We start from the raw sequence: 21,178 nt of genomic DNA on the forward strand, positions 1-21,178 counted from the left end.
TTCCTTTACGCGAGGGGGATCCAGACCCGCATCCCGCGGCCGTCGCGGTTGTCCCACTGGTAGTAGGGGATCGCCGTGGCGGTCACGGGGGAGCCGGTCGCGAGTTCCGCGGGGGGTGTGGTGGTGTACGGCAGGCCGCCCACCGGCTGGGAGACGGCCAGGGCGTCGGCCTCGATCAGCACGGTGCGCCCGATGCCGTCGAGGTCGTCCTTGTCCAGGACGCGGAGCTCGGCTCCCGCGGCCAGCGCCAGGTCCGGGAGGTCCACGCCTTCGGGCTGGTCGGCCTGCTCGAAGCAGTAGACGAGCGGTCCCCGCTCGACGGCGACGCATCCCCTGACGGCGTCGACGCGGCGGTGCGGGTGGACCAGCCTGGGCGCCATGTCCAGCTCCAGCTCGACGGTGTCGCCATCCCGCCACTCGCGGGTCAGCACGACATAGCCGCGCTCGTCCGGTACGGCGGGCGCCGACTCGCCGTCGATCGTCACCGTGGTGGCGGCGCTCCACGCGGGCACCCGCAGCGCCAGCGACCACGGGGTCCCGGGCGCGCGCTCCACGGTGAACGTGACGCGGCCGTGCCAGGGGTAGTCGGTGGCGACGGCCAGCGTGAGGTCGCCGTCGGAGATGGTGCCCGGCACGTACTGGTGGACGAGCAGGGTGTTCTCGGCGGACGTCGCGACGTACCCGCCGAGGGAGGAGACGAGCCGCATGACGTTCGGCGGGCAGCAGGCGCAGGCGAACCACTCGCGCCGGCGACCGGCGTAGGCTCCCTCGATGTGGTCGTCCCTGCGCTGGAGCGGGTTGACGTAGAAGAAGCGGATGCCGTCGGCCGAGGTCGAGGCGGCGAAGGCGTTGTAGAGCGTGCGCTCGATCAGGTCGGCGTAGCGGCCGTGGCCGGTGGCCAGCAGCAGCCGCCAGTTCCAGTGGATGCTGGCGATGGCCGCGCAGCTCTCGTTGTAGGCGCGGTCCGGCGGCAGCTCCCAGCGGTCGCCGAACGCCTCGTCGGAGTGGCGGCTGCCCATGCCTCCCGTCAGGTGGGTCTTGGTGGCGACCAGGTCCTCCCAGCGCCGCACCGAGCACTCCAGCAGCGACTCGTCACCCGTCTCCAGGTAGACGTCGACGACGCCCGCCTCCAGGTACAACTGGCGCACCGCGTGCCCGACCGCCGTGTCCGCCTCCCTGACCGGCAGGTGGTCCTGGGCGTACAGGATGCCGAGCCCGCTGTCGCGGATGTGCCCCCTGCCCCTGCCCTCGATCAGCTTCGCGGCCAGGTCCAGGTAGGAGCGCTCGCCGGTGGCCCGGTAGAGCTCCACCAGCGCGGTCTCGACCTCGGCGTGCCCGTCGATGCCGTCGTTGCCGCCGCGCAGGAAGACGTCCGCCAGGTGGTCGGCGAACTTCCGGGCGACCTCGAGCAGCTCCGTGCCGGTGCCCGCGCGGGTGGCGGCGACCGCGGCCTGGAACAGGTGGCCCGCGCAGTACATCTCGTGGCTGTACTCGAGCTCGGCGTAGATCTTGTCCGGCTTGACGATCTGGTAGTGCGAGTTGAGGTAACCGTCGGGCCGCTGAGCCCGCTTGAGCACCTCGGACGCCTGCTCGACGAAGTCCGTGTACGCAGCCGACGGTCGCCTGGCGTGCTCCCATGCGACGGCCTCGAGCTGCTTGTACAGGTCCGAGTCCTGGAAGCGATACCCGCGGAACTCACCCCCTTCCTCGCCGCCTGCTTCCGCTCCGGCCAGGCGCAGGTTCGGCAGGCTGCCCGCCTGCTCCATCTGCTCCAGCCCGAGCGGGATGCTAGCCGCGCGGTTGACGCTCTGCCAGCGCCCGAACGGCCCACCGCTGATCACCACGTCATGGATGCCCAGCGGCCGCTGCACGGCCTTCGATTCTGCGGTCGGTACGGCGGGGCCGCAGGCCTGGTCCATCGAACTCCTTGCACCTGAGGAATAGGCTTTCCTCCGCGAACAGTAAGGTGTTACACATCACTGGTCAACCCTCCATGCGGTTGTATCCTGACCAGGGCATAGAGGAGGGAAATCGTTTGTCTGAATTTTCCCGGCGAGCCGTGACCATTCGCGAGGTCGCCGCGGCCGCGGGAGTGTCGATCGGCACGGCGTCCAAGGCGCTCAACGGCCAAGGCCGGCTGCGCGAGGAGACCAGGGCGCGGGTGATAGCCGCCGCCGAACGTCTGGAGTTCCGGCCGAACAAGCTCGCCCAAGGGTTGCTGCACGGCCGCACGTTCACCGTCGGACTGGTGACGTGCGACAGCTTCGGCCGGTTCAGCATCCCCGTCATGCTCGGCGCCGAGGACGCGCTGGGCGCCGGCCAGATCTCGGTGTTCATGTGCGACACCCGAGACGACCCGATCAGGGAGCGGCACTACGTCGAGCGCCTGCTGGCCAGGCGGGTCGAGGGCATCATCGTCACCGGCCGCCGCACCGAGCCCCGGCCGAGCATCGGCACCGGCCTGCCGGTCCCGGTCGTCTACGCCATGACCCAGTCGACGGAGGCCGCCGACTTCTCGGTGATCCCCGATGATCTGGGCGGGAGCATGCTCGCCGTACGGCATCTGCTGGCCACCGGGCGGCGGCGGATCGGCCACATCACCGGGCCGCAGCGGTTCCTGGCCGCGCGGACGCGGGCCGCGGGGTTCGCCGACGCGCTGGCGGAGGCGGGGGCGACGGCCGCGGGCGACGCGCTGTTCGGGGAGTGGTCGGAGGAGTGGGGGCGCCAGGGCGCCGACATCCTGCTCCGCACTCAGCCGGACGTCGACGCGGTGTTCTGCGGCAGCGACCAGATCGCCAGGGGGGTCGCCGAGACGCTCCGGGATCGTGGCCGGCGCATTCCCGATGACGTGGCGCTCGTGGGTTTCGACAACTGGGCGCCCATGGCGCTCGGCTCCCGGCCACCGCTCACCACGGTCGACCTGAACCTCGGTGAGATCGGCCGCGCCGCCGCCACGCACCTGCTGGACGTGATCGGCGGGGTACCGCACCAGGGTGGAGTACGGCGCATGCCGTGCAGCCTGGTGCTGCGGGAGTCGACCCGCGTCTGAGTCAGCCGTCGCCGTCTTGCGGGCCCCGCGTTTCGAAGCCGGCGTTTCGAAGCTGACGTTTCGGAGCTGATCTGGGCGCGTCCGGGCAACGTCGGACGCCGGCTGCGCCACCGGTCCCCTCGCCTGGACCGGCGGGCCGTACGGGCCTCGAAGGCAGCCGGCCGACTCTGATCGTCATCCTCCCGATATCGCTCCGGCGGCGATGCCGCGGAACCTGCCGCGAACCCGCCATCGCGGCGGCCAAAGGCCGGTGGGCGGGCCGCATTTCGAATTCAGGAGGTGACGGTCATTATCGCCGTGATGATTGCCGGAGCGGCAATCTCAGTGGGCCGCCTCGTACTGCTCCACGATGGTCGCGGCGATACGGCCGCGCTCGCTCACGGGTAGTCCCGCCTGCTTCGCCCACTGGCGAATTTCGGTGGACTTGTCGCGGCTCACCGAGCGCGCCGAGCCCACTCCGCGACGGACCTTGCCACCGCGCTCCTTGCGGACCTGGCGGGCCTTGACCAGGAACGGGGCAAGCGCTTTGCGCAACTTCTCCTCGTTCTTATCCGACAGGTCGATCTCGTAGGCAAAGCCGTCGAGCCCGAACCTGATTGTGTTCTCGGACGACAAGGCGCTTCCGTCGAGGTCGTCAAGGAAGATCTCTTGAATTTGCTTGGCCATGCTGGTGCTCCGAATTCAGAGGCGAGAAGACAATCAGTACTGTAGCGTATGGCGTCGTTGTTCGGCGCACCTCCGGGACGGCGGGTGGCCAGGACAAAGAAAGCTCTGCTATTTGTTAGCGGGGCTATTTCATTCCCGCTATCCGGGACGCTCGCGGCGCGAGCGCGTCACGGGTCCACGAGCCCAGCACCAACAGCGTCTTGGTGCCCGTGACGTTCCCGGCATGGCGCAGATGATCGATGACCTGCTGGAGATGTCCGAGGTCGCGGACGCGGACGTGGATCAGCGCGTCGGGGTCGCCGGCGATGGTGAACACCGTCTGGACCTCCGCCACGTCGGTGGCCGTGCGGACGATCTCACTCACCGGTGTCGCACCCGCGTAATGCAGCTCGGTGAACGCCTCGATGCCCCATCCGAGCTTCGCGTAGTCGATCTGCACGGTGAAACCGGTGATGACGCCGAGCTCTTTGAGCCGGTCCACCCGCCGCTTGACCGCGGCCACGGAAAGGCCGATCGTGCCCGCCATCTCCGAGAAGGTCCGGCGCCCGTCCTCGCGCAGCAACCGCAACAGCCGATGATCAATCTCGTCTATTTCCGGCATGCGGGCACTCCTTGGCTTTTGGTGGAAAGAACCTTAGCGAATGAGGCCGAAGCCGCAAAGGTTTTGCGTCTTTCTCGCGCCTTCTTGGGTGATACTTGCGCGATGCCCGCCCGCGTTGCTGTGCTGGGGTTCCCCACGAACCTCAGGGAGGCCCGCGTGAGCGTCGCTCTCGACGACAAGTACACGGCCACGGACGGCCGCGTGCTCATCTCCGGCCTCCAGGCCCTCGTCCGGCTGACGCTCGAACAGCGCCGCCTGGACCGGGAGCGCGGGCTGGACACGCGCGTGTTCGTCTCCGGCTACCCGGGCTCGCCCCTGGCCGGCGTCGACCTGGAGATGGGCCGGGCCGCCCGGCTGCTCGAACCGGCGGGCGTGGTCTTCCAGCCGGCGCTCAACGAGGAACTGGCGGCCACCGCCGTGGCGGGCACGCAGCTCCTCGGCCGCCTGCCCGGCCGGCGACACGACGGCGTTGCCGGCTTCTGGTACGGCAAGAGCCCCGGCCTCGACCGGGCCGCCGACGCCATCCGGCACGGCAACCTGGCCGGCACCGCCGCGCTCGGCGGCGCGGTGGCCTGGATCGGCGACGACCCCGGCAGCAAGTCCTCGACCGTGCCCAGCTCCTGCGAGCCGATGTGCCAGAGCCTGAGCGTGCCGCTGCTCGCGCCGGGCTCGGTGGCGGAGATCATCGAGTTCGGGCTGCACGCGGTCGCCCTCTCGCGCGTCACCGGCCTGTGGACCGGACTGAAGATCGTCGCGGACCTCGCCGACGCGTCGGCCACCGTCGACCTCGGCTCGCTGCGCGACGGCATCCCGGCCCCGGACCACGCGGCCCGCGCCACGCCGGCCGCCCTGGTCGGCCCGGCCGCGCTGGACGCCGAGCACGACATGCTGACCCGGCGCCTCGACCTGGCCCGCGACTACGCCCGCGCGCACGGCCTGAACCGGGTGATGTCCGGCTCACCGCGGGCCCGCCTCGGCATCCTCGCCTCCGGCGCCTCCTTCGCGGTGGTCCGGCGGGCGCTGGCCGACCTCGGGCTGGACGAGACCGCGATCGAGGACCTGGGCCTGCGGCTCATCCGGCTCGGCATGCCGTACCCGCTGGCGCCCGGCGACCTGGCCGCCATGACCGCGGACCTCGACCGGGTGCTCGTGGTGGAGGACAAGGTCCCGTTCCTGGAGGGCCAGCTGAAGCAGGCGCTCTACGGCGGCGAGCGCACCCCCGCCGTCGTCGGCCGCGAGCTGCTCACCGCCCGTGGCACGCTCGGCGCGGAGGACGTGGCCAAGGCGCTCACCACCTTCGCCGACACGCTCCCACGGACCGCCGTCACCCTGGCGTCCTCCACCTTTGCCGGCACGCTCCCGCAGACCGCGGTCACCTTGGCGTCCTCCACCTTCGCCGGCACGCTCCCGCAGACCGCGGATGCCTTGGCGGCTGCCCCGAAGGCGCGCCGCCTGCTGCCGATGGTCGCCGCGCGCACGCCGTACTTCTGCTCGGGCTGCCCGCACAACATCTCCACCCGTACGTCGGACAGCACGCTGGTCGGCGTCGGCATCGGCTGCCACGCCATGATCGCCCTGGACGGCAACGGGCGCGGCAACCAGATCGGCATCACCCAGATGGGCGGCGAGGGCGCCCAGTGGATCGGCCTGGCCCCCTTCACCGGCGACCGGCACTTCGTGCAGAACCTCGGCGACGGCACCTTCCACCACTCCGGCTCGCTGGCCGTCCGCGCCGCCGTCGCGGCCGGGGTGTCGATCACGTACAAGCTGCTCTACAACGACGCCGTCGCCATGACGGGCGGCCAGCGCGCGGAGGGCCGCCTCGACGTGCCCGCGCTGACGCGGTCGCTGGCCGCCGAGGGGGTCCGCCGGATCGTGATCACCACACCCGAACCGGAGACCTACCGGGGCGTCCGGCTCGCGCCGATCGCCACCGTACGTCACCGCGACGGGCTGGCGGCGGCCGAGCAGGAGCTGGCCGCGCTCGGCGGGGTGACCGTGCTGATCCACGACGACCGGTGCGCGGCCGAGGAACGCCGCCTGCGCAAGCGCGGCAAACTACCCGTCCCGGTGGAGAAGGTCGTGGTCAACGAGCGGGTGTGCGAGGGCTGCGGCGACTGCGGCGAGGCGTCGACCTGCCTGTCCGTGCAGCCCGTCGAGACCGTGTACGGCCGCAAGACCCGGATCCACCAGCCCTCGTGCAACTCCGACCTGAGCTGCCTCAAGGGCGACTGCCCGTCGTTCCTGCTGATCAAGCCTGGGACGCGGCGGGCGCGGCCGGTGCCGTCGCCGGTGGAGCTCGCCGAGCCGGTTAGCAGGTTCCCCGGCCGGGAGGTGCTGCTGCGGATGCCCGGCATCGGTGGCACGGGCGTCGTCACCGTCTCACAGATCCTGCAGATGGCCGCCCACCTCGACGGCCTGCACGCGGCCGGCCTCGAACAGACCGGGCTGGCCCAGAAGGGCGGACCCGTCGTCAGCGACGTCCGCATCTCCCCGCACCCGGTCACCGGCTCCCCGAAGGCGTCGCGCGGCACCGCCGATGTCCTGATCGGATTCGACCTGCTCGGCGCGGCGGCCGACGCCAACCTGGCCGCCGCCGCGCCGGACCGTACCATCGCCGTGGTCAGCACCGCCGTCGTACCGACCGCCGCCATGGTGACCGGCCGCGTCACCGTGCCGGACTCGCCCGGCGACGCGATCACCCGCGTCGAGTCGGCCACCCGCAGCGCCGACAACCTCTACCTCGACGCCCACGCCCTCGCCGAGACGCTGTTCGGCGACCACATGCCCGCGAACATGCTGCTCATCGGCGCCGCGTTCCAGCACGGCTGCCTGCCGGTCTCGGCCGAAGCCGTCGAACGGGCCATCCGGCTCAACGGAGCCTCGGCCGAGCAGAACCTCGCGGCGTTCCGCTGGGGCCGAGCCGCCGTCGCCGACCGCCACGCGGTGCTGGCGGCCGTCGAGGCCTCGGCTTCGGAGGCCGAATCGTTCGACCCTTCAGCTCGGGAGGCCGAATCCTTCGACCCCTCGGCTCCGGAAGCCGAATCCTTCGAGCAGACCCTGGCCACGCGGGTCGCCGACCTGACCGGCTACCGTAACGCGGCCTACGCCGCCCAGTACGCCGAGGACGTGCGCCGCGTGGCCGCGCTCGCCGCCGACCGCGCGGGGGAGGAGGGCGCCCCGATCGCCCTCGCCTACGCCAAGGGGCTGCACAAGCTCATGGCCTACAAGGACGAGTACGAGGTCGCCCGGCTGCACCTGGACCCGGCCGAGCGGGCCAGGCGGGAACGCGAGTTCGGCACCGACGCCGTCGTGTCGGTGCTGCTGCACCCGCCGCTGCTGCGAGCGATGGGCATGAAGCGCAAGATCAGGCTGCGGCGCTCGGCGGGGGTCGTGTTCCGCGTGCTGCGCGCCGCCAGGTTCCTGCGGGGGACGCCGTTCGACGTGTTCGGGTACGCCGGAGTACGCCGGGTCGAGCGAGCGATCATCACCGAGTACCGTGACCTGATGCGTGACGCTCTCGCCCGGCTGAGCCCGGCCACCGCCGGCGCCGTGGCCGCGATCGCGGCGCTGCCGGAGGCGGTTCGCGGGTATGAGGACATCAAGCTCGCGTCGGTCGCGAAGTTCCGCGACCGAGCCAGAACCGCCCTTGCGGAGCTGAGCGAGTCCGCTGTCGCGAAGTCGGGCGAGCCTGTTCTCGCGGAGCTGAGCGAGCCCGCTCTCGCGAAGTCGAGCGAGTCCGCCCTCGCGGAGCCGAGCGAGCCGGCTCTCGCGGAGCCGAATGAGCCCACCGGAACCCTGGAGAGAATGTGACCGTCGATCGCCTGTTGCCCACCGAGGACGCCGAGGACCTCATCGCTCTCACCCGGGATATCGCCGACAAAGAGCTGGCGAGCCGGGTCGACGGGCACGAGCGCGCCGAGACCTACCCCGAGGGCCTGTTCGCCACGCTCGGCGCCGCCGGGCTGCTCGGCCTCCCGTACCCGGAGGAATTCGGCGGCGGCGGCCAGCCGTACGAGGTCTACCTACAGGTGCTGGAAGAACTGGCGGCCCGCTGGGCCGCCGTCGCGGTGGCCACCAGCGTGCACACGCTCGCCTGCTTCCCGGTGGCCACCTACGGCACGCCCGAGCAGCGCGAACGCTGGCTGCCCGACATGCTGGCCGGCCGGATCATCGGCGGCTACAGCTTGTCGGAACCGCAGGCCGGATCCGACGCCGCCGCCCTCACCTGCAAGGCGGAGAAGGTCGAGCACGGCTACCGGATCACCGGCAACAAGGCCTGGATCACCCACGGCGGCAAGGCCGACTTCTACGCCCTGTTCGCCCGCACGGGGGAGGGCAGCCGGGGCATCTCCTGCTTCCTGGCCCCCGGCGCCGCCGACGGCCTGACCTTCGGCCGCCCGGAGGAGAAGATGGGCCTGCACGCCATCCCCACGACCAGCGCCCACTGGGACGGCACCGTGATCGAGGCCGACCGGCTGCTCGGCGAGGAGGGACAGGGCCTGCCCATCGCCTTCAGCGCCCTCGACTCCGGCCGGCTCGGCATCGCCGCCTGCGCGACCGGCCTGGCACAGGCCGCGCTCGACGCCGCCGTCGCCTATGCCAAGGAGCGCAAAACGTTCGGCCGCAAGATCATCGACCATCAGGGGCTGGGCTTCCTGCTCGCGGACATGGCCGCCGCCGTGGACAGCGCCCGCGCCACATACCTGGACGCCGCCCGCCGCCGCGACGCCGGCCGTCCGTACGGACGACAGGCAAGCGTCGCGAAGCTGGTGGCCACTGATGCCGCGATGAAGGTCACCACGGACGCGGTACAGGTGCTCGGTGGGTACGGGTACACGCGGGAGTTCCGGGTCGAGCGGTACATGCGCGAGGCCAAGATCATGCAGATTTTCGAGGGCACGAACCAGATCCAACGCCTGGTGATCAGCAGACATCTGGCCCGCTGACCGACGCTTTCACCCGTTACCCGATCCGGTGATTGGCCGTCTTATGCCCGCCCTTACAAAGGCCTCCGCTTCCGCTCCGGGCACCCTTCTGAGGGCGCCTCCGGCGCACAACGGGCTTCGCTTTCTGGGCGCTTCGCGCTTGCACGGCTCAGGCGATGTCTCCAGTCGGGCCAAGCCCCGACCCCTGCAGGGCCTCGCTTCGCTCGGACGTCCTTCACAGGCGGGCTTCGCCTGCGAGGACCCTTGTTGACCTTGGCCGGCCCTGGATGGATGGCAGGTGCGAACTGGCGGTCCTGGGGCGGGGACCTGTCGTTGTCATGTGGTCCGCTGTCGTGCTCTCTGAGGAAGCGTCGTGGAGCCAGACGCCGCGCAGATCCCGGGCCGCGGCGGCGACCAAGGGCGGGTGGACCTGTGCTACTGGCAGGCGAGGCGGAACCAGGACGTCCAGCGTGCCGCTTTCCTCCTCGATCCGCTCTGCCGCGAGGCGGACGGTGGACTCGTCAGTGACATCGAGTTGGACGAACCGCCCGTCCAGGCCCGCCGCGCGCAGTTCGGCCTCAGCGGCCTGGCCACGTCCCTCGTGCCGGGCACCCAGATAGACGGTCATGCCAAGCTCGGATAGTTGCCGGGCGATGGCGTGACCGATGCCCTTGTTGGCCCCGGTGACTACAGCGACCTGGACAGGGCCGGCCGGTCGGCCGGTGACGGCGCTGGAAATCACAGACAACCTTTCATCGATGCTGCGCGCGGTCTGATCCTGTCGTCGTGATGACGAATGTCATGATGACGGCCTTTTCGAATCGCGCGGGGATGGCGATGAATTTAGCACCCGAAATCGGCAGCACATGACCGTGAAACTGCCTTATGCGATGTGGGGGCTTCTCGCCCTTGAGGGAATAGGCGCCATCTGTGTACTGGGAAACCCTTGATGACTTCCCCAAAAATCCGGCCATTCTGCTTGCATGCGGCAGTGAAGCGTGTGCAAGAGCGGCGGCCACGCGCCACCTTCGGCGATGGCCGCTTAAGACGCCACCAGCCGACTCCCGGCCAGGTCAAAGCGCTGTCGCGGGCAGCCGCCGACAATGGAACCCTCAGAAAATACGAATAACTTAATTAAGGATGCGGGTGCCAATCAGGAGCGATTGAAGGAAAAACCTCGTCTTCGCTCCATGGACGCAACTGAAAGGTTGGAGTCGTGTCCGTTGTGGAGCGTCCGAACTCCGGCTCGCCCTGGTCTCCTGTGGTGACGTCGATCTCCTTGAGTTCAGGTTGAACGCCGCCCGCCTGGCGCGGCAGGGCTGTGTCGGTGTGAAAGGACCGACGCCTGGTTATTGGCGCCGAGGGTTGATCCGCAGGTTGGCGAAGCGAAAACCCTTGGCGGTGTTTCCGGCCTGGTGACTGGCGGCCGGCCACCGGTCTTCGGAGTCCAGCCCGTCGCCGACCTGCGCCCGCTGCTGGAGCCCGGCCCAGACCTCGGCGAACTCCTCGAAGCGCTCGGTCCCGGCCGCCGTGGTGGTTCATGCCCGCGATTCGAGGTCAGGGGGCGTGACGTGCGCGTTGCCATCGGTCTGGTCGGATGGTGGAGTGTCTCGGAGAACGGCGAGGAAGTTGGCCGTCATCGGGTGGGCGCGGCCGCGGTTCCACGCTACGGCGATCCGCCACTCCGCAGCCGGGTGATCGATCGGGATGATGGCGACCGACGCGGGAGCGATGCGGCCGGCACGGGCGGGGACGAGAGCCGTACCCACTCCGGCCGCCACGAGCGCCAGTACGGTTTGCAGGTCGTGTGCCTCCTGGATGACGGTGGGCCGGACCGCGATGGCGGCGCACAGCCGCTCGATCTGCCAAGCCAGCCCGGGTCCTCTCTCCTTGGTCAGCTGGACGAACCTCTGACCGCCGATCCAGCGTGGCAGGCTTGCCACGTCCTGCGGCGGCGGGGCGTGCCGAGCGGATGAGGCGAAGGCGAGGCGATCGGTGTCCAGCGCCATGTGCCCCCAGGTGTCACCCTCGGGAAGGCGGACGAAGCCGACGTCAAGTTCCCCCGTTGCGAGCCGGTCGAGCTGTTCCTGGGAGGACATGTCGTCCAGGGAGACGTGCGCGTCGGGGTAGCGACGACGGAAGGCGGCCACGGCACACGGGGCCAGATCGATACTCGACAGCCCGAAGCCGACCGACAATCGTCCGATCTCGCCCCTCGCCGCCTTGGTCATACGCTGGGCCAGGGCATCCGCGCGCCGCACCAGATCTCGCGCCTCGGGCAGCAGGATCGCCCCCAAAGCGGTCGGCGTGGCGCCATGCCGCCCACGGTGGAACAGCCGGCCTCCGACCCGCGCTTCCAAGGACTGGATCTGCTTGGTCAACGTCGGCTGAGTCACCATCAGGTCCTGCGCGGCCCGGCTGTATCTTCCATGCTCGGCCACCGTCAGGAAGGCGCGGAGCAGCATCACATCCATTCCCAGATTCTATGGAATGCCACATGAGATTCATTGGACGCATGAAAGGCGGGTGCGATCTGCTGGTGCTCAACGCACGCTCAGGAGGTTAGTGATGAAGAACGATGACGTGGTGTTGCGGTGCGCGACCGTTCAGTTCGAGCCACGGCCCGACGACAAGGACTACAACAGGGCCAGGATCGAGCACCATGTGCGGGAGGCGGCCGCCGCAGGGGTGCGGGTCGTCGCCTTCCCGGAGATGTGCCTGCTGGGATACTGGCATCTGCGCCGGCAGTCCGCCGAGCGGCTGCGCACGCTCGCCGAACCGGTGACCGGGCCTTCGATCTCGTTCATCCGGCGACTGGCCGTCGAGCACGGCATGGCGGTGGGGGTGGGCTACCTGGAGATCGACGAGCAGGAGCGGTTGTTCAACAGCTACGCCGTGTGCTTGCCGGACGGGCGCGTCCACTGTCACCGCAAGCTGCACGCCTTCGAACACGAGGCGATCAGCAGCGGCAACTCCTACACGGTCTTCGACACTCCCTGGGGGGTGCGCCTGGGAGTGCTCATCTGCTGGGACAACAACCTCGTCGAGAACGTCCGGGCAACCGCACTGCTGGGGGCCTCCGTACTGCTGGCACCGCATCAGACGGGCGGCACCGCCTCACGCAGCCCGCACGGAATGCGGCCGATCCCCGCGCAGCTCTGGCATGATCGTCACCGCGACCCGGAGGCGATCGAGGCAGAGCTACGCGGCCCCAACGGGCGCCAGTGGCTGATGCGGTGGCTCCCCGCCCGCGCTCACGACAACGGCCTGTTCATCCTGTTCAGCAACGGCGTCGGCCAGGACGACGACGAGATTCGCACGGGCAACGCGATGATCATCGATCCCTACGGAAGGATCATCGAGGAGACTTGGGCCGCTGCCGACGCCACGGTCGTGGCCGATCTTGACCTCTCCCTGCTGCCCCTGTCGACCGGACGGCGCTGGCTGCAGGGACGCCGCCCGGAGCTCTATGACGTCCTCACCCAGCGGTTCGGCGACGAGCGCGCCCCCCGCGCCGCCCGTTTCGCCGCCGATCCCGTCCCCCTGCTGCGCACGCCAAGGTGATCAGCCCTCGCGGCCTCAAGATCGGCCGCTCAACCGCCTATGAGGTGCTGGCTCAACGCTGAGCAGCGGCTCTGCCGTTCCGCAGCCCGTTTCTGCCGTATCGCCGGTGTGGCACCCGCTCCAGGGCGTTCAGCTGGGACTGGAGTTGGTCTGCCAGTAGGAGAGGAACGGCGAACCGCCACATCTTTTGACGCTGCGCGGGATGATGATCGACGGGGGGCGGGCCTGTCCAGTGGTGTAAACGGTGTAGCTCGATCTTGAATTAGTTCTATCGGGTGGTCGGGTTCAGGGGGCCTTCGAAGGTGATGGCGAAGGCGTTGAGAGCGGCTTTCCAGCGGGTGATCCAGCGTTTGCGGCCCTTGCCGGTCGGGTCGAGGCTCATGATCGCCATGTAGACGCACTTGAGCGCGGCCTGTTCGTTGGGGAAGTGGCCGCGGGCCTTGACCGCCCTCCTGATGCGGGCGTTGACCGACTCGATGGCGTTGGTGGAGCAGATCACCCGGCGGATCTCGGTGTCGAAGTTGAGGAAGGGCACGAACTCGGCCCAGGCGTCCTCCCACAGCTTCACGATCGCCGGGTACTCGCCGCGGCAGCACCCCGCAGGCCTCCGGCATCCGGGCCGGGCCCAGATTCGTGGACATCGCAATGAGCACGGCGAGGATGTTGCGCTTGGTCTCCACGGACGTGCTGAGCTTGCGGCCGCCGGCGTGGTGAAGCAGTCCAGGAAGTGCGCGTGCGCGCGTCCAGCTCGATCAGCAGCGAGGCGATCGGCGCGAACGGCAGCATCGCTCCTTCGGCTGAATGGAGTCCTCGATCACCCGGCTCTGGAGCGTGGCAACCAACCATGGGGCCTCAGGCCACCTCGTCAGAGTCCGTCAGGTCATAAGGGTCGGCTCCCGCCTCTCCCTCGAACCAGTCATAGGTGAGAGTCTCCCCGGCGCCGCGCCAGATCGCCGGCGTGGAGTTACGCAGCCAGTCCACCGGCTCCACTCCGCCGAGACCGCCACCGTCGAGGGCAAGTCGAAGGGCAGCTGAAAGATCCGCTTCCACAGCGTCGGTCCGGGTCGCCGGATCGACCGAAACAAATAGGGAAGTACCGGATCGGGCCACCAGGTCGAGGAACTGGCGATTCTTCGCCCAGTCGGTCTCGGTGGTGCTGGCCACACAGTCGGCGTCCACGGTGAAGAACCGGCGGTGCTGAGCTAGGCGGAAGGCAAGAGTGTTCACACCCATTCTCCGGGTCCGCTCCCACACCCGGCCCGAGGTGTCATCTCCGGTTCGTTGGGCCTGGACCAGGCTGGCAGCCAGGTGCCCGACGACGTTGCAGCCGAGCACGATGCCGTCGCCGGCGGCCTCGTGGACCACGCGGTAGAAGTCGACCAGCACCTCGGCGCTCGTGCGGGAGCGGTCGAAGAAGTGGACGTCGTCGGCGGCCGGCCGGGGTCCCATCTGGAAGCCCCACCGACCGAGTGCGTCGAAGGTGGAGAAGTCGTGCTTGATCAGTTCGAAGCCCCAGTCCCGGATCCGGCGGACGTCCGCAGCGACCGATTCCAGCGTCGCCGGATGGCTCGGGTCCAGCGCCCAGCCGTACTCCCACGGACGCAGCGAGCCGGCCGCCGGTTCGAGCCGGGCCTGTAGCGGCCGGAACCAAATGCCGGGCCGCACGTTCTCCGCGGCGATCCGGTCGGCCACCTCGGCCATGTCTGCGAAGCTGCCCGCGCGGCCCCGGTCCCACGGGCCGCCGGAGCTCCTGCGGCCATCGGCGGTGCCGTCGATGCTCCAGCCGTCGTCGACCACACCGAACGGCCGGACGGGATGGTCACCTACCAGCTCTGCGATCAGCTGCGCGTCCCGGACGACGGCATCGGCGTCGAAGTCCCGGCCGTAGGCGTAGTACCAGTTGTTGCAGCCCACCAGCGGGCCAGTTGGCAATGGATCTGCGCACAAGGCTGCGGCCAGTGCACACTGGGCGGCGAAAGGGCCGTCGTCCCCGCCGACCCAGCGGACGGTCGCCGCAGCCAGCTCCCGGTCGCCGAGCACCACCGGGTCGGCCCCGGCCCGGACGTCCAGCCACAGCGAGACGCCCGCGGCGTCAACCGTCCAGCCGGCGAAGGCGCTGGCGCGCACGTCCACCCCGGCACCCCAGGTTCCCGACCCGCCGTGGGTGAGCACCATCCAGGGGTGGAGCTGCTCTGCCCGTGGGCTGGACTGCCAGGCCAGCTCGCCGTAGCTGCGCTCCCAGGCATCCCCGAGCAGCAGCGAGCCGGGCACCAGGGCGCGCCGCCAGCGCAGGTGCACCCGGGCCAGCGCCCCGGTGGCGGCAACGGCAACCCGCAAGCCGGTGCCCGATGGCTGGCAGGTCACGCTAGCTCCGCCAGCGGTTGGAAGTTGCCATGCTCCCTTTGGTTCAAGCTGTACACGCACCAGGTCGGGTTGGGGAACCTGTTGGGCGGTGGTCGTCATTGGTCTCTCGATTCAGGTGAAAGGACATTCAGATTTCGGATCAGGAGGAAGGCTGCCGTGGTCCCCGCCAGGAGGGCCGTGCCGGCCATCAGCTTCAGCGGCAGCACCTCGCGGTTGGCGAAGTAGCTGAGGTAGGTGCTGATCGTGGCCAGCTGGATGCCGGCTGCGGGCAGGGCGAAGCGCCAGTCCACGAACGCGGCCAGTGTGCATCTGCCCGCAGCCCTGTTGCCCAACCAGACGTTTCGGCTGCGGGTACCGTCAGCGGGTCGGGATCCGGGGCCGGTTCCACCAGAGGGAGAGGGACAGGGCCGCGGTGATGAGGATGGCGCCGCCGGCGGCGAAGGCGGCGGCGGTGTCGACCCGCTGGCGGATGACGGTGAAGCTGCCGGGCAGGGCGTCGAGGGCGCTTTGGAGCTGGTCGGCGTTCTCGGCGCGGTGGTAGGAGCCGCCGGTGGTCTGGGCGATCTGCTTGAGCGCGGGCTCGTCGATGGTACGAGGGTTGCGGCCCCTGTCGAATCCGCCGCGGCCACCGAAGCCGCCGCCCCAGCCGCCGTCGAACTGTGAGTTGTCGCAGACCATCGGGGCCGGGTTCGTGGTGCCGAAGCCGATGGGGAAGACCCGGACGCGGCGCAGGGCCGCCTCCTGGGCGGCGATCTGCGGGTCGACGCCCTGGGTGTTGGCGCCGTCGGTGAGCACGACGATCGCGGCACCGGCGTACCCGCTCCCGCCGCTGCCAGGGTTCGCCCCGGTGGGGGCGACCGACGGGTCGACCTCCGCGATCGCGTCGATCGAGGCGAGCATGGCCTGCCCGATCGCGGTGCCGCGGGACACGGTGAGGCCGTCCAGCGCCTTGATCAGCGAGTCGGTGTCGTCGGTGGGAGGGACGAGCAGACCCGCGGTGCCCGCGAAGGTGACCAGGCCGATGCGCGGCCCGCCCCGCTGCGACTCGATGAAGTCGGCGGCGGCCTTCTTCGCGGCGGTGATGCGGTTGGGGTCGACGTCGGTGGAACACATGGAGCCGGAGGTGTCGAGCGCGAGCAGGATCGTCGCCGATGTCTGTGGCACCGGCACCGAGGCCTGCGGTCGCGCGGCGCCGACCACGAGCAGGGTGAGCCCGGCGATGAACAGCGCCGGGGGGATCTTCCGGGTCCAGCGCGTACGGCCGGGCAGGGCACTCCGTACGAGCGCGATCGAGGTGACGCGCACGGCGGCCCGCCGGCGGCGACGCCGTGCCCACTCACGGATGGCGAAGATCAGCGGGATGATCAGGACTGACAGCAGCGCCCACGGCCATGAGAACGACATTCAGATCACCCGTCCAGACCGGAGCACGGTGAACGCCGCTCCCCCGGTGAGCAGCGCGAGGGCGAGCCCGATCAGCCCGCCGGCGAGGGGCAGCGGCTCGTCGGAGACGGTGAGCCGCAGATCGATCGTGTCGGCGATCCCGTCGAGCCGCGCGGCGTCGGCGGCGGGGTGGTAGGCGCCGCCGGTGGTCCGCGCGATCAAGGTGAGGGTGTCCTCCTCGAGCGAGCTCTGCAAGAGGTAGCCGTCGACCTTCACCGTCGCCCCGGCTGTGGTGCCGACGCCGACGGTATGGATGTGTACGCCCGCCTTCTGGGCCACGGCCGCGGCCTGTTCGACGTTCGCGCCCTGGTTCTGGCCGTCGGAGAGCATCACGATCGTCGCCGACGGCCAGTAGCCGATGTCGGGCGCGGTGCCGTCACGGGCGATGGCCACCGGCTTGCCGGTGATCGCGGTCAGCGAGGCCGTGATGGCCGTCCCCAGCGAGGTGCCGCCGGTGATCTTCAGCCGGTCGATGGCCTTGAGCGCGATGGAGTGGTCGGCGTCGGGCCGTGCCGTGGTGAGCGCGCCCCGTTCGAACGCGACGACTCCGATGTCGACGCTGGCGGGCTGCGCCGCCACGAACGCGCGGGCCGCCCGCTGCGCGGCCGCCAGCCGGGTGGGCGCGACGTCGTCGGCACCCATACTGTTGGAGACGTCGATGGCGAGGATGACGGTGCCCGCGGTCCGCGGGACCGGCACCATGGCCGCCGGTCCGGCGGTGGCGATCGCGAGTACGGCGACGCCCGCGATCGTCAGGCCGATTCCGAGGTACGCCCGGCGGCCGCCCGGCACAGCGACGCCGGCCGCGGCGAGCGCGGCCGTCCGGCGGCGCGCCGAGACGACGGCCGCCCAGGCGAGCGCCGCCGTGACGAGCAGTCCGACGGCCAGCAGCAGCGGGGAGGACAGGGTCATGGCGACCGGTCCCAGGTACGGGCGACGAACTCGGTCATGGCGACCGGTCCCGGGTCCGGGCGACGACTTCGACGAGCGCCTCGGCCAGATCGCGGTCGGTGTCGATGCGGTGAACGGGCACCCCGGCCCGGCGCATGCCCGCCTCGAGCCGGGCGTCGCGGGCGTCGACGGCCTCGCGGAAGTGGACCCGCAACAGCGGGTCGGCGGAGTCGACGACGAGCTGCTCGCCGGTCTCGGCGTCCTCGACCACGATCAGCCCGGCTTCGGGCAGCACGTCGTCGGCCGTGTCCACGATCCGCAGGGCGACCACCTCGTGCCGCCGGGCCAGGCGCTGGAGCGAGCGTTCCCAGTCGCCGTCGCCGATGAAGTCCGACAGCACGACGACGAGTGCGCGGCGGCGCGCGAGCCGTCCGGCCGCGTCGAGCATCTCCGCCAGGTCGGTGGTGGTGCCGCCGCGTACCGTGGAGGTGCGTTCCAGCTCGGCGCCGATCCGCAGCGCGTGCCGCCGGGAGGTGCCGGGCGGCACGACACGCAGCATCCCGGTGTCGAACAGCAGGGCGCCGACGCGGTTGCCGCCCCGGCCGAACAGCCGGGCGAGGACGAGCGCGAGCTCGGCGAGCACGTCGTGCTTGCCGCGCCCCGGCCGGCCTGCCGCCATCGACGCCGACCGGTCGAGCACGAGCCACACCGTCAGCTCGCGATCCTCGGTGAACACCCGCAGGTGCGGCTCGTCCAGCCGTGCGGTCACGTTCCAGTCGATGTGCCGGGCGTCGTCGCCGTCGCTGTAGGCGCGCAACCCGGTGAAGTCGATCCCGGCGCCGCGGTGCGCGGTACGGTGGGCGCCCTGGAGCCGGCCGTCGAGCCTGCGGACGACCTTCCACTCCAGGCGGAGCAGGAGCCTGTCGGGGGCGGTGGCCATGGCTCAGCGATTCTGCAGGACGACGTCGGGCGCCCGGACGGCCCCGAGCACCCTGGTGATGATCGTGTCGGCGTCGACATCGTCCGCGAGGGCCTCGTACGACAGCACGAGGCGGTGGCGCAGCACGTCGAGCGCGAGCTCGGACAGGTCGTGCGGCAGGGCGTAGTCGCGGCCGCGCAGGAACGCCAGCGCCCGGGCGCCCTTGACGAGCGCGATGGACGCCCGTGGGCTCGCCCCGTAGGTGAGGTACCGTTCCAGCTCGCCGAGCCCGGCCGTCGCGGGGGAGCGCGTCACGGCGACCAGCCGTACCGCGTAGTCGACGATCGCCGGATCGACGTACACCTCCTGAGCCCGGGCCCGCATCGCGATCAGGTCCTCGGCCGTCACCATCGGCTGCGGCGGCTCCGGCGGACGCAGCGCCCGGTCGACGATCGCCTGCTCCTCGGCCTGCGTCGGATAGTCGACGACCACCTTCATCATGAAACGGTCGACCTGCGCTTCGGGCAGCGGGTAGGTGCCCTCCGACTCGATCGGGTTCTCCGTCGCCATGACCAGGAACGGCTCGGGCACCCGGAACGTCTCCCGGCCGATCGTCACCTGGTGCTCCTGCATCACCTCCAGCAGGGCGCTCTGCACCTTGGCGGGGGCGCGGTTGATCTCGTCGGCCAGCAGCAGGTTCGCGAACACCGGGCCGAGCTCGGTCCGGAACTCCCCGGAGTGCTGGTGGTAGACCCGCGTACCCACGAGGTCGGCGGGCACCAGGTCGGGGGTGAACTGGACGCGCTGGAAACTCCCGGCGATCGCGGCGGCCAGCGACCTCACCGCGAGCGTCTTGGCCAGCCCCGGCACGCCCTCGACGAGCAGATGGCCGTCGGCGATCAGCGCGACGGCCATGCGCTCCAGCAGGACGTCCTGCCCGACGATCGTATGTTTGACCTCGAACAGCACATGTTCGAGCGGATGGGCCGACTCGGGGGACTTGGTCGAGGTCATATGGTGTTCCTTCTCGTGACGCTTCGGTCGTGGCGCTTCGGTCAGATCTGTGGCCCGTCACCCGGCGGGCCGTCGCCTTCGCTGCCCAGGGCCAGGCCGATCGGCACCGCGAACGCGATGCCGGCGAACGCGTCGTCGCCTCCCGGGTCGGCGATCGAGACAACGATCCCGATGACCAGGCCGCGAGCGTTCAGGAGGGGACCGCCGGAGCTGCCCGGGTTGACAGAGGCGTCGAACTGAATGAGCCCGCCCAGATCTTTGGTGGTCCGGTTCAGGCCCGACACAACGCCGGTGGAGACGCTGTAGGTCAGGCCCAGCGGATTGCCGATCGCCACGACGGGCGCCCCCACGGCCACGGCGCCGCCGAGCGTCGCCGGCACGACGATCTCCGGCAGCTTGGCGGGCTTGAGGGTCGCGACGTCGCGCTTGGGATTCGACGACACGACAACGGCCTTCGCCTTGGTACCGTCAGCGAACCCCAGATTGATGTTCTTCGTGCCCTTGATGACGTGGTACGCCGTCAGAATCGTCCCATCCTCGGCCGCGATCACCCCGGTACCGAGCGACTTCCCGGCCTGGATGACCACCACCGACGGCCCGACCCTGTTGTAGACGTCGGGCACCGTGAGCGTCGCACTGGGCGTCGGCGTCGCGCTCGGCCTGGGCGCGGCCGCTTCGCCGTTCCCACCGCTGCTTCCCAGCCAGTACGCCAGCACCGCCACGACGACAAGTGCGCCACCCCCGGCGACGAACCGCCGAGCCCTCCCGGCCACGGCTCCCTGAGCCTCGGCCGCACCGGTCTCCTGCGGCACGCGCTCCATTGCCCCATATTCATCAATCTCAGTCGAAAGTGCTACAAACGCCGCCTGTGAACTCCCTGGGAACGGTTCCCGCAGCTCAACGCGCGCAGCGCGGAGACGAGGACGGCGGCGCCAACTGCTCTGTCTGAGCTGGTGGAACTCGCGGCGCACCTCGGGGCGACATCATCATCGACGCGCACGACCCGGGCGACGACGACGCGATCTGGTACACCCTGAAACCCGACCTCGCGGCACCTGCAAGCAAGGATCAGCCCTCGCTCTCCTGACCCGGGTGTCGGTTGGTCGGGGCCGGGACGATCGGGCTCTGCTGCATGCCCAGGACGAAGGCGATCCCCTTGCGGACACGGTCGAAAACCTGCTGTTCCATGGCGTGTGCACCTGTAGCGCTACCTGCACCAACCTCTTGACCGCCCCGCCGAGTTCGTCGGGTTCTTGGATGGTGCAGTTGGAGCGTCATGGTGAGGGCGTCATCTGGCTGAGCTTGGATCCGAGCGCGACGGCCATCACCGACATCGAGGTCCTCGACGGACGTGACCTCGGGCCCTGCGGGCCGCACGCACAGCCGGGGTAGTCACGCTCTCCGACGATCTTGCCAACACGAACGCTGACAACGGTCATGGACGACTACGGACAACGCCGGCTTGATCTCCTACTCGGCGTACTCCCTCCTTCGGTCATCACCCCTCGGTGGCCGCCTCTGGAGAGAACATCAGGCAGCACATTGGACCTTCGGGCCGGGCGTGGGCGATAACGCCGGCGGGCCTGTCCAGTAAACGGTGTAACTCGATCTTGAATTAGTTCTATCGGGTGGTCGGGTTCAGGGGGCCTTCGAAGGTGATGGCGAAGGCGTTGAGAGCGGCTTTCCAGCGGGTGATCCAGCGTTTGCGGCCCTTGCCGGTCGGGTCGAGGCTCATGATC

Annotated in this window: 18 protein-coding genes and 1 pseudogene; 5 read left to right on the plus strand and 14 right to left on the minus strand. The window is 70.0% G+C overall.

Annotation, left to right across the window (positions count from 1 at the left end; translation table 11 throughout):
• Window positions 1-5 precede the first annotated feature (5 nt).
• Window positions 6-1,919: a beta-L-arabinofuranosidase domain-containing protein gene (locus AB0F17_RS61685; RefSeq protein WP_358045388.1), complete on the minus strand. Its 1,914-nt coding sequence runs from the start codon at window positions 1,917-1,919 to the stop codon at window positions 6-8.
• Between the two features lie 116 nt (window positions 1,920-2,035).
• Between AB0F17_RS61685 and AB0F17_RS61690 the strand changes: the two genes are divergently transcribed.
• Window positions 2,036-3,049, plus strand: a complete 1,014-nt coding sequence (locus AB0F17_RS61690; RefSeq protein ID WP_358045391.1) for a LacI family DNA-binding transcriptional regulator — start codon at window positions 2,036-2,038, stop codon at window positions 3,047-3,049.
• Between the two features lie 321 nt (window positions 3,050-3,370).
• Here AB0F17_RS61690 and AB0F17_RS61695 read toward each other — a convergent pair whose 3' ends face one another.
• The gene (locus AB0F17_RS61695; protein WP_214643165.1) at window positions 3,371-3,715 is read right to left on the minus strand and encodes an Lsr2 family protein; all 345 of its coding nucleotides are present in this window, start codon (window positions 3,713-3,715) and stop codon (window positions 3,371-3,373) included.
• A gap of 124 nt (window positions 3,716-3,839) precedes the next feature.
• Window positions 3,840-4,316 (minus strand): Lrp/AsnC family transcriptional regulator, encoded by a 477-nt coding sequence (locus AB0F17_RS61700; protein WP_358045394.1) that lies wholly within the window; start codon window positions 4,314-4,316, stop codon window positions 3,840-3,842.
• A 102-nt stretch (window positions 4,317-4,418) separates the two neighbouring features.
• On the opposite strand from AB0F17_RS61700, the gene AB0F17_RS61705 reads away from it, so the two are divergent.
• Window positions 4,419-8,129 carry an indolepyruvate ferredoxin oxidoreductase family protein gene (locus AB0F17_RS61705; RefSeq protein ID WP_358045397.1) on the plus strand — a complete coding sequence of 1,237 codons (3,711 nt, stop codon included), beginning with the start codon at window positions 4,419-4,421 and terminating at the stop codon, window positions 8,127-8,129.
• Window positions 8,126-9,265, plus strand: a complete 1,140-nt coding sequence (locus AB0F17_RS61710) for an acyl-CoA dehydrogenase family protein (RefSeq protein WP_358045400.1) — start codon at window positions 8,126-8,128, stop codon at window positions 9,263-9,265. Before AB0F17_RS61705 ends, AB0F17_RS61710 begins: the two co-directional genes overlap by 4 nt.
• Before the next feature lie 214 nt (window positions 9,266-9,479).
• On the opposite strand, the gene AB0F17_RS61715 is transcribed toward AB0F17_RS61710, so the two are convergent.
• From AB0F17_RS61715 to AB0F17_RS61725, 3 genes are all read right to left on the minus strand, one after another.
• Complete coding sequence (locus tag AB0F17_RS61715) at window positions 9,480-9,986, minus strand: SDR family NAD(P)-dependent oxidoreductase (RefSeq protein ID WP_358045403.1); 507 nt, start codon at window positions 9,984-9,986, stop codon at window positions 9,480-9,482.
• Window positions 9,987-9,996: 10 nt separating this feature from the next.
• Entirely contained in the window at window positions 9,997-10,263 is a 267-nt protein-coding gene (locus AB0F17_RS61720) for a hypothetical protein (RefSeq protein WP_358045406.1), read from the minus strand.
• 519 nt (window positions 10,264-10,782) lie between these two features.
• A complete protein-coding gene (locus AB0F17_RS61725; RefSeq protein ID WP_358045409.1) occupies window positions 10,783-11,718 on the minus strand; it encodes a LysR family transcriptional regulator in 936 nt (311 codons plus the stop codon).
• A 94-nt stretch (window positions 11,719-11,812) separates the two neighbouring features.
• Between AB0F17_RS61725 and AB0F17_RS61730 the strand changes: the two genes are divergently transcribed.
• Window positions 11,813-12,808, plus strand: a complete 996-nt coding sequence (locus tag AB0F17_RS61730; protein WP_358045412.1) for a nitrilase-related carbon-nitrogen hydrolase — start codon at window positions 11,813-11,815, stop codon at window positions 12,806-12,808.
• Between the two features lie 268 nt (window positions 12,809-13,076).
• Here the strand turns inward: AB0F17_RS61730 and AB0F17_RS61735 are convergent.
• The 8 genes and pseudogenes from AB0F17_RS61735 to AB0F17_RS61770 form a co-directional block, all read right to left on the minus strand.
• Window positions 13,077-13,388, minus strand: a pseudogene (locus AB0F17_RS61735) (transposase); the annotation flags it as partial.
• A 272-nt stretch (window positions 13,389-13,660) separates the two neighbouring features.
• Window positions 13,661-15,172, minus strand: coding sequence for a hypothetical protein (locus AB0F17_RS61740; RefSeq protein WP_358045414.1), 1,512 nt, complete (start codon window positions 15,170-15,172; stop codon window positions 13,661-13,663).
• 95 nt (window positions 15,173-15,267) lie between these two features.
• Window positions 15,268-15,462, minus strand: coding sequence for a hypothetical protein (locus AB0F17_RS61745; RefSeq protein ID WP_358045416.1), 195 nt, complete (start codon window positions 15,460-15,462; stop codon window positions 15,268-15,270).
• Window positions 15,463-15,529: 67 nt separating this feature from the next.
• Window positions 15,530-16,576 (minus strand): VWA domain-containing protein, encoded by a 1,047-nt coding sequence (locus AB0F17_RS61750; RefSeq protein ID WP_358045419.1) that lies wholly within the window; start codon window positions 16,574-16,576, stop codon window positions 15,530-15,532.
• Window positions 16,577-17,527, minus strand: a complete 951-nt coding sequence (locus AB0F17_RS61755; RefSeq protein ID WP_358045422.1) for a VWA domain-containing protein — start codon at window positions 17,525-17,527, stop codon at window positions 16,577-16,579. It lies immediately after the preceding gene.
• Between the two features lie 34 nt (window positions 17,528-17,561).
• Window positions 17,562-18,446 (minus strand): DUF58 domain-containing protein, encoded by an 885-nt coding sequence (locus AB0F17_RS61760; RefSeq protein ID WP_358045425.1) that lies wholly within the window; start codon window positions 18,444-18,446, stop codon window positions 17,562-17,564.
• 3 nt (window positions 18,447-18,449) lie between these two features.
• A complete protein-coding gene (locus AB0F17_RS61765) occupies window positions 18,450-19,439 on the minus strand; it encodes a MoxR family ATPase (RefSeq protein ID WP_358045428.1) in 990 nt (329 codons plus the stop codon).
• A 41-nt stretch (window positions 19,440-19,480) separates the two neighbouring features.
• Window positions 19,481-20,161 carry a trypsin-like peptidase domain-containing protein gene (locus tag AB0F17_RS61770; protein ID WP_358045431.1) on the minus strand — a complete coding sequence of 227 codons (681 nt, stop codon included), beginning with the start codon at window positions 20,159-20,161 and terminating at the stop codon, window positions 19,481-19,483.
• A 535-nt stretch (window positions 20,162-20,696) separates the two neighbouring features.
• Between AB0F17_RS61770 and AB0F17_RS61775 the strand changes: the two genes are divergently transcribed.
• Window positions 20,697-20,831, plus strand: coding sequence for a hypothetical protein (locus AB0F17_RS61775; RefSeq protein WP_358045434.1), 135 nt, complete (start codon window positions 20,697-20,699; stop codon window positions 20,829-20,831).
• Window positions 20,832-21,178 lie beyond the last annotated feature (347 nt).

This window comes from Nonomuraea sp. NPDC026600, from assembly GCF_040638335.1.
Lineage (GTDB): Bacteria > Actinomycetota > Actinomycetes > Streptosporangiales > Streptosporangiaceae > Nonomuraea.